This is a genomic window from Methylobacterium sp. J-068 (assembly GCF_022829445.1).
GTDB lineage: Bacteria > Pseudomonadota > Alphaproteobacteria > Rhizobiales > Beijerinckiaceae > Methylobacterium.
Window position 1 is genome coordinate 552,519 of record NZ_JAKSXY010000122.1, and the last position, 10,914, is coordinate 563,432.

At 71.0% G+C, this 10,914-nt stretch carries 14 protein-coding genes; 8 read left to right on the forward strand and 6 right to left on the reverse strand.

Annotated features, from left to right (window positions below):
• The first annotated feature begins 3 nt into the window (after positions 1–3).
• Positions 4–1,329: an NTP/NDP exchange transporter gene (locus MKK54_RS22910; RefSeq protein WP_244014676.1), complete on the forward strand. Its 1,326-nt coding sequence runs from the start codon at positions 4–6 to the stop codon at positions 1,327–1,329.
• Between the two features lie 117 nt (positions 1,330–1,446).
• On the opposite strand, the gene MKK54_RS22915 is transcribed toward MKK54_RS22910, so the two are convergent.
• Positions 1,447–2,496, reverse strand: coding sequence for a DUF2778 domain-containing protein (locus tag MKK54_RS22915; protein WP_244014584.1), 1,050 nt, complete (start codon positions 2,494–2,496; stop codon positions 1,447–1,449).
• Between the two features lie 336 nt (positions 2,497–2,832).
• Here MKK54_RS22915 and MKK54_RS22920 point away from each other — a divergent pair, with 336 nt between their 5' ends.
• Together MKK54_RS22920 and MKK54_RS22925 are read left to right on the forward strand one after the other, a co-directional pair.
• The gene (locus MKK54_RS22920; RefSeq protein WP_244014586.1) at positions 2,833–3,237 is read left to right on the forward strand and encodes a cupin domain-containing protein; all 405 of its coding nucleotides are present in this window, start codon (positions 2,833–2,835) and stop codon (positions 3,235–3,237) included.
• The gene (locus tag MKK54_RS22925; RefSeq protein WP_244014588.1) at positions 3,234–3,605 is read left to right on the forward strand and encodes a hypothetical protein; all 372 of its coding nucleotides are present in this window, start codon (positions 3,234–3,236) and stop codon (positions 3,603–3,605) included. Before MKK54_RS22920 ends, MKK54_RS22925 begins: the two co-directional genes overlap by 4 nt.
• 68 nt (positions 3,606–3,673) lie before the next feature.
• Here the strand turns inward: MKK54_RS22925 and MKK54_RS22930 are convergent, their stop codons facing one another.
• Positions 3,674–3,859 (reverse strand): hypothetical protein, encoded by a 186-nt coding sequence (locus tag MKK54_RS22930; protein ID WP_244014590.1) that lies wholly within the window; start codon positions 3,857–3,859, stop codon positions 3,674–3,676.
• A gap of 112 nt (positions 3,860–3,971) precedes the next feature.
• Here MKK54_RS22930 and MKK54_RS22935 point away from each other — a divergent pair, with 112 nt between their 5' ends.
• Positions 3,972–4,253 carry a DUF2312 domain-containing protein gene (locus tag MKK54_RS22935; RefSeq protein ID WP_244014592.1) on the forward strand — a complete coding sequence of 94 codons (282 nt, stop codon included), beginning with the start codon at positions 3,972–3,974 and terminating at the stop codon, positions 4,251–4,253.
• 69 nt (positions 4,254–4,322) lie between these two features.
• Here MKK54_RS22935 and MKK54_RS22940 read toward each other — a convergent pair whose 3' ends face one another.
• The 4 genes from MKK54_RS22940 to MKK54_RS22955 form a co-directional block, all read right to left on the reverse strand.
• Positions 4,323–5,108 (reverse strand): DeoR/GlpR family DNA-binding transcription regulator, encoded by a 786-nt coding sequence (locus tag MKK54_RS22940; protein WP_244014594.1) that lies wholly within the window; start codon positions 5,106–5,108, stop codon positions 4,323–4,325.
• Between the two features lie 107 nt (positions 5,109–5,215).
• Positions 5,216–6,217: a 4-hydroxythreonine-4-phosphate dehydrogenase PdxA gene (gene pdxA, locus MKK54_RS22945; RefSeq protein WP_244014597.1), complete on the reverse strand. Its 1,002-nt coding sequence runs from the start codon at positions 6,215–6,217 to the stop codon at positions 5,216–5,218.
• Positions 6,214–7,479, reverse strand: coding sequence for a four-carbon acid sugar kinase family protein (locus MKK54_RS22950; RefSeq protein ID WP_244014598.1), 1,266 nt, complete (start codon positions 7,477–7,479; stop codon positions 6,214–6,216). Before MKK54_RS22950 ends, pdxA begins: the two co-directional genes overlap by 4 nt.
• A gap of 1 nt (position 7,480) precedes the next feature.
• Entirely contained in the window at positions 7,481–8,506 is a 1,026-nt protein-coding gene (locus MKK54_RS22955) for a 2-keto-3-deoxygluconate permease (protein WP_279597480.1), read from the reverse strand.
• 317 nt (positions 8,507–8,823) lie between these two features.
• Between MKK54_RS22955 and MKK54_RS22960 the strand changes: the two genes are divergently transcribed.
• The 4 genes from MKK54_RS22960 to MKK54_RS22975 form a co-directional block, all read left to right on the forward strand.
• Entirely contained in the window at positions 8,824–9,072 is a 249-nt protein-coding gene (locus MKK54_RS22960; RefSeq protein WP_244014599.1) for a hypothetical protein, read from the forward strand.
• A 59-nt stretch (positions 9,073–9,131) separates the two neighbouring features.
• Complete coding sequence (locus MKK54_RS22965; protein ID WP_244014600.1) at positions 9,132–9,365, forward strand: DUF2171 domain-containing protein; 234 nt, start codon at positions 9,132–9,134, stop codon at positions 9,363–9,365.
• Positions 9,366–9,390: 25 nt separating this feature from the next.
• Complete coding sequence (locus MKK54_RS22970) at positions 9,391–9,675, forward strand: hypothetical protein (protein WP_244014601.1); 285 nt, start codon at positions 9,391–9,393, stop codon at positions 9,673–9,675.
• Positions 9,676–10,009: 334 nt separating this feature from the next.
• Positions 10,010–10,914 (forward strand): outer membrane protein (locus MKK54_RS22975; RefSeq protein WP_244014602.1); only part of this gene is annotated, 905 nt, incomplete at its 3' end.

The window sequence follows — 10,914 nt, forward strand, 5'->3', positions numbered from 1 at the left end:
GGGGTGGCCGCGCCGCAGCCGGAGCGCGCGGCGGGGGGCGGGGCATCCTCCTGGCTCGAGCGCCTCGTGGACGTCCGGCCGGGTGAGGCGCCGGCCCTGGCCTGGTCCTGGGCCTACATCTTCTCGATCCTGGCCGCCTATTACGTTCTGCGCCCGATCCGCGACCAGATGGGGGTCGCGGGCGGCATCGAGAACCTGCCCTGGCTCTTCACCGGCACGCTGGTGGGGATGCTCGCCCTGAACGTGCCGTTCGCCTGGCTGGTCAAGACATTGCCGCGCGCCCGGTTCGTGCCGCTGACCTACCGGTTCTTCGCCGCCAACATCCTCCTGTTCGCCGCCGGCCTCTACCTCGCGGGGCCGGAGGGCGACGTCTGGATCGGCCGGGCCTTCTTCATCTGGCTGTCGATCTTCAACCTGTTCGTGGTCTCGGTGTTCTGGGCCACCATCGTCGACGTGTTCTCCACCGAGCAGGGCAAGCGCCTGTTCGGCTTCATCGCGGCGGGCGCCACGCTCGGCGCCATCGCGGGCTCGGCCACGACCGCGATCCTCGCGCGCGACGTGCCGACCTGGGCGCTCCTCGTCGGCGCGGCCCTGCTGCTGGAAGTGGCGGTGTTCAGCATGCGCGGCCTCGCGCGCCTGTCCGATCGCCTGCGTCAGGCGCCCGCCGCCGGCGACGCCACGCCGGCGGAGGCGATCGGCGGCAGCGCCTTCGCGGGCATCACCCGCACCTTCCGCTCGCCCTACCTCCTCAACATCAGCCTGTTCCTGCTGCTGTTCTCCGTGACCTCGACCTTCCTGTATTTCGAGCAGGCCGGCATCGCGAAGCGCAGCTTCCCCGATCGCGGCGCGCAGACGGCCTTCTTCGCGAGCGTGGACCTGCTCGTGAACCTGCTGACGCTCGGGGTGCAGTTCTTCCTCACGGGGCGGATCGTGCGGCGCATCGGCGTCGGCCCGGCGCTGGCCCTGCTGCCGGCCGCGAGCATCCTGGGCTTCGCCGCCCTCGCGGTGTCGCCCACCATCACCGCCATCGTGGTGTTCCAGGTCCTGCGCCGGGCCGGCAACTTCGCCATCGCCCGGCCGATCCGCGAGGTGCTGTTCACCGTCGTGCCGCGCGAGGACCGCTACAAGGCCAAGAACTTCATCGACACGGTGGTCTATCGCACCGGCGACCAGCTCGGCGCGTGGTCCTTCGCGGGCATCGCCGCGCTGGGGCTCGGCTCGACGGCGGTGGCCGTGACCGCCGTGCCCCTCTCGATCGCCTGGCTCCTGAACAGCCTCTGGCTCGGCCGCCGGCAGGAGGAGCGTCAGGCGTCGCAACCGGACGGTTAGGCGCGCCGCGCGCGATGCCCCGATCGAGGCCATCGCGCGCTGGAAGGAGCGGCCTCGAAGTCCCGGACGATGCGGGCGTCGCGGCCGCCGATCGACGCCCGCGCGACGCGCCTGTTCTCAGCCGCCCGCGACCACGACGAGGCGCTGGATCTCGCCGCGCAGATACGCCTGCAGGAACTTGTCGTAGTCCTTGAATGAGACGCAGCCGTTCGAGGCTCCGCTCGCCCCGAGCATGTAGGTATGGGCGAGCAGGCCGACCCGGCCATGCACCGCCTCCGGTCCCCCCACGGGATGGAGGCGCAGGGCGCGCACCCCGTGGAAGGGCTGCTCGCGCTCGCTGATGTCGTAGGTGCCGACCGGGGTCGGGCCCTTCATGCGCACATGCACGTGGCCGGGATCGTCCATGCTCGCGCCGAGGCCCGAATGAGCCTCGAGCTTCTCGCCGTTCGGAAGCGTCACCACCTTGGCGCGGATGTCGTAGACCGCGACGCCGCCGCCCGGCACGACGTTGAGGGCCCGGCGGAAGACGTTCTCGACGGGCTTGGTCTCCAGGGCCGCGTAGGCCAGCCGGGGCGGCTCCGCCCGCTCGATGCCGAACAGCTTCTCGACAAAGGAGCGATCGTCCTCCGGGGGCGGGGGCGCGGCCGACACGCGGGGCGCCCGGCGCGCCACGGCGCGGTAATCGGTGGCGGCGGAGCGGCCGGAACGAAACTCTGGCGGACGCGGCACCGGCAGGGGCACGAGCCGCGATGCGAGGACGGCCGGCGCGGGGGCCGAGGGCGGGGGGGCGTCGGCCGGGACCGCAGGATCGGGCGCGGCCGCGTAGGTTGCGGTTTCCGACGGCGAAACCGGCGCCTCGGCCCGCTCCGCGCCGGGGGATTCATCGGGGGGCGTCGCGGCGACGTCGGGGGCCGTCGCGGCCATTTCGGACGGTGCCGCGCTCTCTGAGGCCTCGGAGCCGGCGGCCCGCGACGTCGCCGCGGCCGCGTCCAGCGGCGTGGGTGACGGAAGCGGGGCGGGGGGCCGGGACCAGGGGGTGATCCCGGTCACGGCAGTATATAGAAGACCGCCGCCGAGAATGAGCGCCGCCGCCAGGACGCCTCGCCCGGGACGCCGTGCCCGCCCCGTCGTGAGTTCGTGGGTGTCCGCATCCATCGTCACCGCCATCCGTCGTTCCGGGCCGGCCCTGTCCACCGCGCGATCGGATGCGCGGGCGACGGATTCGAAAGTATTGGACCGTCACGAATGGCATCCCATCCGAGGGGGTCGGCATTTCTGTGGCCGGATTGCGCCGACATTGGGCGCTATTCAAATCCGACCATGCCTCATCTCCGAAACCATCAACTCATCGACACGCGAAGACCACCCTCCTTCGACGTGTTGCCGTCCGTCCCGCGCCGAACATCGCGCACGATGGCGTTCGACACGACGAATCGCCCGCCAGGCATTTCCTGCGTAGCCCCGTCCGTGCCATGGTCCTGGCGGAAAAGGAGGCGCGGTTCGATGCTGCGACGGTTCGCAATTCTGGGGCTCGCGGTCGCCTGCGCGGCGAGCGGCATCGCCGCCGCGGGCGCGGCGGCGGCGCAGGAGATCCGACGGACGGAACTCGGCCGCGCGCCGGTGTCGGGCGACGACACCCGCGAGATCATCATGCAACTCGTCGAGTTCCCGCCGGGCGCGACCTCGCCGCGCCACGTCCACAACGGCGAGGAGAGCTTCTACGTGATCGAGGGCGGCACCGTGCAGGTGCCCGGCAAGGAGCCCCGGGAGCGCCCGGCGGGCGAGCGCGGCATCAATCCGCGCGGGTTGGCGCATGCCGGCTACACGGTGGTCGGGGACCGGACGATCAAGATCCTGTCGGTCTACGTCGTCGACAAGGGCAAGCCCTTGCAGGAGCCGGCACCTTGAGGCCGGCCCCCGACACCCGGTCCTCCGACGAAGGTCGTTCCGGCGAGCCCGGTCGCGCGACGGCGCACGGCGCGGCGGCGGAACGGCTCGCGGAGGTGTCCCGGCTCGCGACCCTGCTCGCGGAGCGCGTCCTGGCGGCACAGGCCGCCGGCCATCCGGTGCCCGAAGCGCATGTTCACGCCCTGATCGACGCCGCCATCGTGCTCGACAAGTACGAAGTCGCCCTGCCGCCCTCCCTCGCGCGGATCGTCGATCAGATCGACGCGGCCCAGCCTGCCGAGAGCGAGGCGGGCGCGGGACTCGCGGAGGAAGACGATGCCGGCCGCCTCGCATGGTTGCTGCGGCCGTTCCAGGGCTCGAAGGGCTGACCGCACCGGACATCCGACGTTCGGCATCTTGCCAGAACAGGATGCCGGCGATGCGCCGGCCCGTCCGATCACAGGCTGCGCGAGACGACGCCGAGGGCGAGCACGACGTAGCCGCCGACGAAGAACCACGTCCTGAACTTCACGACGGTGGGGCCGATCGTCGGAATCCGCAGGTACAGGCTGGCGAGGGCCAAACCGATCAGAGCGAGGGACACGAGGAAGGTGACGGCGCGGGGCGGCGAGAGCTTCGGCATGGCGCCATCCTGCCGCCCGCGCGGTTGACGAGTCGTGAAGCCACGGCGGCCCTTAACCTCCCGCTTACCCAAACCCGCAAGGGTGCCGGTCCGGATTGGCCAAGGAGACAGCATGTCCGAGACGACCGACACCGTTGGAATCGCCGGCGACCGCATCCGCTCGATCATCGAGCGCGTCGAGAAGGTCGAGGAAGAGATCAAGGACCTGATGGAAGCCAAGAAGGAGATCTTCCTGGAGGCGAAGGGCGAGGGCCTCGACGTGAAGATCCTCAAGGAGATCCTGAAGCTGCGCAAACTCGACCAGGACGCGCGCGACGAGCACGAGACCCTGCTCGACGTGTACCTGCGCGCCATGGACGCGCCCTCCCCGGCCCCGATGGCCGTGGCGGCCTGACAGCGCGGCGGTGCCGGCGGCCTCGGCGCTGCCGGCACCGCGCATCGCCCTTCGCGGCGCGGACGCCGCCTAAGCGCCCTGCGCCGCGTCGCCGTCCTCCGCGACGCGAATCCTGGCGCCCGCCTCGGCGAGTCGCCGCAACTGATCCGCCGGTTCGCGCGCGTCCGTCACCAGGGTCCAGCTCCGTGGCAGGGGCGCCCAGGCGGTCTGCTCCGCGCGGCCGAGCTTGCCCGTGTCGGCCAGCACGACCACCTCGCGCGCCTGCCGCATCATCAGGGATTTGAGTGTGACCTGATCCAGGCTCGCCTCGCAGAGGCCGCGCCCGGCCACGACGCCGTCCGCGCTCATGATCGCGTGGTCCGCCGTCATGAGGCGCAGGGCCTCCACGGCGAGCGGCCCGACGGTGCTCATGCTGGTCGCCCGGAGCGCGCCGCCGAGCACCACGAGTTCGAGGCCGGGGGCCTCCGTGAGGAAGGGCAGCAGCGCCAGGTTGTTGGTGATGATCCGGAGCCGCCGCCGGGCGAGGAGCTGGCCGAAGGCCGCCACGGTGGAGCCGGCATCGAGGATCAGCGTGTCGCCGTCCGCCACGAGTTCGAGGGCGGCGCGGGCGATCGCCCGCTTCTCGGCCCCCTTCACGGCGAGGCGCTCCGTCAGCGTGGTTTCCGGCGGATGCGCCGCGAGGATCGCGCCGCCATAGGTCCGGCGGACGGCGCGCGTGGCCGAGAGGTGCTGGAGGTCGCGGCGCACCGTCGAGGCCGAGACCTTGAGGCGCGCGGCGACGTCGTCGACGTCGATCTCCCCGAGGCTCAGCGCCTCCAGCAGCAACGTGCGGCGCTCCTGGCTGCGCATCGACATGGGTGGCGGTTCTCCGGACTTCGTTCCCGCGTCATGGCCGAGGCCGGCGGCGCTGGCCAGGATGTTTCTCGCCGTCGGGCTCTCGTCGGAGGTCGGCTTCGCCCTCCTCAGGCCGCCGGGGCTCTCGGCGCGAGGTCGACCGCCTGACGCAGGGCCTCGATCAGGCTCCGCTCGTCCGCGATGCCCTTGCCGGCGATGTCGAAGGCCGTCCCGTGATCGACGGAGGTGCGGATCACCGGCAGGCCCACGGTGATGTTCACGCCGGCTTCCAGCCCCAGGACCTTGATCGGGCCGTGGCCCTGGTCGTGGTACATCGCCACCACCATGTCGTAGTCGCCGCGCCCGGCGAGGAAGAACAGCGTGTCGGCGGGCAGCGGGCCGCGCACGTCCCAGCCCTTCGCCTGACAGATTTCGATGGCGGGCGTGATCTTCTCCGCCTCTTCGCCGCGCCCGAACAGGCCGTTCTCGCCGGCATGCGGGTTGATCGCGCAGACGCCGATCTTCGGGTTCGCGATTCCCGCCTTCACCAGGACGGCGTGGCCGCGCGCGATGACGCGCTCGACGAGGCCGGGCTCGATTTTCGCGATGGCGTCGATGAGGCCGATATGCGTGGTGACGTGGATCACCCGCAGCTTCGGCGAGACCAGCATCATCGAGACTTCCGGCGTGCCCGTGAGATGGGCGAGGAGTTCGGTGTGGCCCGGATACTTATGGCCGGCGGCGTGCAGGGCCTCCTTGGACAGGGGCGCGGTGCAGATGCCCTGCGCCTGCCCGGCCTGCACCACCTGCACGGCCCGCTCGATGTAGCGATAGGCCGCCTCGCCCGCGACGGGCGAGACCTGTCCGAAGGGCAGGTCGGCCGGGACCACCTTCAGGTCCACGCATTGCACCGCCGCCCCGTCGAAATCCGCCGCCCCGGGATCGGACAGGGACGCGACGGCCAGATCCGAGCCGACGATCCGGCCCGCTTGCCGCAGACGTTCGGCGTCGCCGATCACCAGGGGCCGGCACAGGGTCCGGACCTCCGCCCGGGCCAGCGCCTTCATGATGATCTCCGGCCCGATGCCGGCGGGGTCGCCCATGGTGATCGCGATGGTGGGGCGGGTCATGAGAAGCGTCCTTCGAGTCTGACGGCGCGCAGGCGCTCGCCGATACGGATGAGAGAATCGGCGTCGCCGAAGGCTCCGGCCTTCGTGGCGACCGGGACGGAGAGGCGCCCCAGCGTCAGGCCGAGGGAGACGCCGGGCTCGATCTCGTCGACGAGGCGGATGCCGTCGACGCCGAAGCGCGCGAGGAGCGCGGCGGCGGTCTCGCCGCCGGTGGCCGCGAAGGCACCGATCCGCCCCGCGACCGGATCGAGGGCTTCCGCGAGGCCGCGCGCGAGGCGCGGACCGAGGGCCATGTCGAGATCCGCGCCCATCGCGATCTCGACCAGGGCATCCGCCCCGGACGCGATCACGGCGGCGACGCGCTCCGCCAGGGCCGCCCGACCGGCCGGGTCGTCCAACAGGATGTGCGGCGGAACCGGCAGGTGGACGACGCCGTCCCGCGCGGCGAGGCGGCGCGTGGCCGCGCGCGAGGCCGCCGCGAGGGACCCGACCACGATCAGGCTGCCGGCCGGGTTCGGGGAGACGCGGACCGGCGCGGTCGCGACGGGTTCGAGGACGCCCGCGAGGGCATGGGCGAGGCCCGCGCTGCCGATGAAGAAGGGGGACGGCGCGAGGCGCAGGCTCGCCGCCGCGATGGCGGCCAGATCCGCATCCGTCTCGGCATCGCAGATCGCCACGCTCGCACCCGCCTCGGCGATCCGGGCGAGACGGGCGGCGAGGTCCGGTGCGCGGATGTCCGCGAGCGGAACCGCCTGCGTCGCGATGCCGGCGCCGCCGAGGACCTCCTCCAGATCGGCGCTCGGGTAGCTGTGGTCGCGCCGCCAGACCTCCGCCTCCTCGAGCGGCCGGCCGTCGACGCGGACGCGGCCCGCCACCGTGGTCCGTCCGGTGGCCGGAAAGGCCGGCGCGCAGATGCCGAAGGCCGCGCCGGTCCGGGCCTTCAGGCAGGCCAGCGTCGCGGCCGTCTCGGCGGCGGGCTGCCCTCTCAGCGTCGAGTCGATCTTCTTGAACAGGACCCGTTCCGGTTCGAGCAGGCGCCGCAGGAGGTCGGCATGCCGCTCGGCGGCGGCGGGCGCGGAGAGGCCGCGACTGTCCGCGTCGTAGGACAGCACCGCGAGGTCCCGGGGCACGACGCCCCTCGCCTCGCCCCGAGCGACCTCGCCCCACGTGACGGCGGCCGGAAGACCGCGCCGCCCGAAGGCGATGGCGCAATCGGCGGCCCCCGTCAGGTCGTCGGCGAGGATGAGCCAGCGCCCGGCCATCTCAGTGACCGGCGGCCACGGGCGCGGGCTTGGTGTCGGCGCTCTCCATCCCGGAGGCTTCGCCCTCGGACATCTGCGAGCCGCCGAAGCGCCGGGAGGCCCAGGCCGTCGCGATCGGAACCAGGATCGCCGTGACCACGACGCAGGCCGCCACCAGGATGGTGGCCGGCCCGGCGGCATCGGCATAGGCCGGATTGGCGGAGGCGACGATCGCCGGCACGGCGGCGGCGTTGCCGGCGGTCGAGGCGGCGGCCACGCCCGCGACGCCGGTGCCGCCGGTCATGCGGTCGGCGAAGAACAGCGGAATGCCGGTGACGACCACCACGGCGACGCCCATGGCGAGGCCGAGAAGACCGGCCTGCCAGACCTTCGACAGGTCGAGCCCCGCCCCGAGCGCGAAAGCGAAGAACGGAATCATCACCGGGATCGCCCGTCCCAGGAAGGCGCGCATCTCGCGGTCGAGGTTGCCGATGATCATGCCGACCAGCAGCGGCAGGATGGCGCCGACGAGGGTCTGCCAGGGAAAGGCCGAGAGGCCGGCGACGCCGAGGGTGATCATGGTGAGGAAGGGCCCGCTCTCCAGGGACATCACCGTGTAGGCGCCGACATCCCGAGGGCGGCCGTACTGGCCCATCAGCGCCATGTAGAGCCCGCCATTGGTGTCGTTCATCGCGGCGACGATCGCCAGGGTGGAGAGGCCCGCGAACATGCCGGCGGCCACCGGCGCCTCGCCGAGGACCTGCCCGAAGACCAGGCCGAGGATCATGGCGATGCCGACCTTCACGGCCAGCAGCGTGCCGCCCTTCTTCATGATGTAGGGCGTCGCGCGAAAATCGATGCTCGCGCCCATGCAGACGTAGAACACGGCGAGGATCGTCAGGGCGCCGGAGAAGAGCGCGCCCGTGAAGGATCCGAACAGCTTCGGGGTGCCGGGGAAGAAGGTGGCAATCAGCGCCCCGGCCAGCAGCGGCACGACCATCATGCCGCCCGGCACCGCTTCGATGGACCGTTTGATCGGAATCTGCATGGCGCGTGTCATCCCTGTGATTTTGACTGCGCATTTTGCGCATTTTGATCGTTATCGATCCGCGCCCAGCCGGATTTTCCCGGTAGCCTCGGAACATTCGACCATTACTCTGCGCATAACACGCATTGCGTCAATCGATTTGCGCAAATTGTGCAGTGGGAGCGGACGTGTCGGGCCGAGCACCGTCTCGGCCGGCCCACAAGCCGCGTCTGGCGGCGCGCCGCAGCGCGGAGGAGCCGAGGGGTTCCGCGTACGGCTTGCATCGTTTTCCCGGCCCCGGCGTTTCCGTCCGCCGCACGGCGCGGCAGGAGTTCGGCATGCACAATCCCTTCCTCTCGATCCTGATGCTCGCCTTCGAGGCGCAGAAGGTCATCGAACTCCGCCTCGTGAGGATCGCCTGGGGCGGCACCGAGGCGCAGGCCGAGATACAGTCGATGGTGTCCGAGAAGATCCAGGCGGCGATGGAGGCGACCGGCACGCTCATGGTGGGCGGCTCGCCCGAGAGCGTCATCGCCCGCTACCGCGAGCACGTGGCGGCCAACACCAAGCGCCTGATGGCGGCCTGAGCCGTCTCGGGAACACCGCGCAGCCCCTTCGATTGACGTCGAAACAGGGAGTGAAACAGATGGTCGATGTATCCCGGATCGAGGAACACGCGGACGTGGTCGGATCGGACGGCGCGCATGTCGGCACGGTCGATCACGTCGAGAAGGGCGAGATCAAGCTGACTCGGAAGGGCCAGGAGGCGGGCGGCCTCCACCACTTCATGCCCGTGGATTTCGTCCGGTCCGTCGAGGGCGGCACCGTCCGGCTCGATCGGCCGTCCGAGGAGGTCGAGCGGGAATGGTCGACCTCCTGAGCGCGCGCAGGCACGGGGGCACATAATGGCCGATGTGATCACGGGCGATTTCGGCACCGGACGCGAGGCACTGGCCGGGCTCGAACATGTCTTCGGGGATGTTGCCGGACTCCGCGTCGGCCTCCGGCGGATCGAGGCACCGCACGGAGACGAGCTTCAGGTCACCGTCAGCGCGGAGGGATTGTCGGTTCCGCGTCAGGTCGCGGTCGTCCTCGCCAATGCGGCGGGCGAGGACGAGGCGGACCGGATCGGCAAGGCCGTCCTCGAAGCCCTTCGGCTCGCCGAAGGGCTTCGCCGGGGGACGGTGTAGGAGCCGCTCCGTCGCGTCGCGGAGACCGCTCCTTCGTCTCGCCGGACGATGCGAAATCGCTTCTCCGCGGGCAGCGCCCGTGCCGGTCCTCGGGCGCTCTGCGCGTCGAGGTCAGCGCCCGCTGGCGCCCGGCTCGCGGGCGCTTTTGCCGGGCGCCGCGAAATCCTTAAGAAACGCCTCCTTGAACACGGAATGCACCGTCTTATGCAGACAATCCACCGCGCTCGAAGTCCGCGACGAGTGTGACTTGGATACACTATGGCGCGGGGATCGCGACCATTAAACCCAACTCATCCGCATCCCGAATGCGCCTCTGATCTGGATGAGACCCGCGATGTTCAAGAAGCTCTTCCTCGCCTCCACGGTTCTGGCAGGCCTCACCGCCGCCGCTTCGGCCGCCGACCTTCCGCGCCGCGCGGCGCCGCCGGTGTTCGTGCCGGTGCCGGTGTTCACCTGGACCGGCTTCTACGCCGGTTTCAACGCCGGCTACGGCTTCGATGCCGGCAGCGGCTCCAACGGCCCGGCCCTCATCGTCGCCAATGCCCCGATCTTCCTCGGCACGGCGGCCAGCCCGCTGGTCGGCGGTCGCGGCGCCGGCGCCTTCGGTGGCCGTGACTCGAACGAAGGCTTCGTCGGCGGTGGCCAGATCGGCTACAACTACCAGTTCACCCCGGGCTCCGGCGTCGTGGTCGGCATCGAGGCCGACGCCCAGTACGTCGACTTCGGCAACAGCCGGAACCGCTACTCCAACATCGTCGGCGTGCTGAACCCCGACCTGACCGCCGTCAACCCGAACGGCCTGTCGGGCCTCGACTACTTCGGCACCGTCCGTGGTCGCCTCGGCTACGCCTTCGACCGCACCCTCGTGTACGGCACCGGCGGCTTCGCCTATGGCGGCGGCGGCGGCACCGATTGCGGCCTGCCCAATAGCAGCCGCAACGATTTCCGCACCGGCTGGACCGCCGGCGGCGGCATCGAGTACGCCCTGCCCACCGACTCGCTCCTGAACGTCTTCAAGTCCGCGGCCGTGACGCTGAAGGTCGAAGGCCTGTACGTGAACCTCGACCGCGACAACGCCAACAACGGCGTGTTCGCGTACTCGAACTCCGCCCTCGAACGCAAAAGAGCCCGGCCTCGCGGCCGGGCTCTCGGGATCGACGACGCTCCGAGGGAGCGTCGGACATCCGATCCTAGTAGGTGCCGAACTTGTAGTTCACGCCGGCGCGGACGACGACGAAC

Bases quoted from the DNA above. Each gene is read 5' to 3' on its own strand.
- MKK54_RS22940 (WP_244014594.1), bottom strand. From the start codon at position 5,108: ATGTCGATGCGCAGCCAGGAGCGCCGCACGTTGCTGCTGGAGGCGCTG.
- MKK54_RS22950 (WP_244014598.1), bottom strand. From the start codon at position 7,479: ATGGCCGGGCGCTGGCTCATCCTCGCCGACGACCTGACGGGGGCCGCC.
- MKK54_RS22915 (WP_244014584.1), bottom strand. From the start codon at position 2,496: ATGGCGGTGACGATGGATGCGGACACCCACGAACTCACGACGGGGCGG.
- MKK54_RS22960 (WP_244014599.1), top strand. From the start codon at position 8,824: ATGCACAATCCCTTCCTCTCGATCCTGATGCTCGCCTTCGAGGCGCAG.
- pdxA (WP_244014597.1), bottom strand. From the start codon at position 6,217: ATGACCCGCCCCACCATCGCGATCACCATGGGCGACCCCGCCGGCATC.
- MKK54_RS22955 (WP_279597480.1), bottom strand. From the start codon at position 8,506: ATGCAGATTCCGATCAAACGGTCCATCGAAGCGGTGCCGGGCGGCATG.
- MKK54_RS22930 (WP_244014590.1), bottom strand. From the start codon at position 3,859: ATGCCGAAGCTCTCGCCGCCCCGCGCCGTCACCTTCCTCGTGTCCCTC.
- MKK54_RS22935 (WP_244014592.1), top strand. From the start codon at position 3,972: ATGTCCGAGACGACCGACACCGTTGGAATCGCCGGCGACCGCATCCGC.
- MKK54_RS22920 (WP_244014586.1), top strand. From the start codon at position 2,833: ATGCTGCGACGGTTCGCAATTCTGGGGCTCGCGGTCGCCTGCGCGGCG.
- MKK54_RS22970 (WP_244014601.1), top strand. From the start codon at position 9,391: ATGGCCGATGTGATCACGGGCGATTTCGGCACCGGACGCGAGGCACTG.
- MKK54_RS22965 (WP_244014600.1), top strand. From the start codon at position 9,132: ATGGTCGATGTATCCCGGATCGAGGAACACGCGGACGTGGTCGGATCG.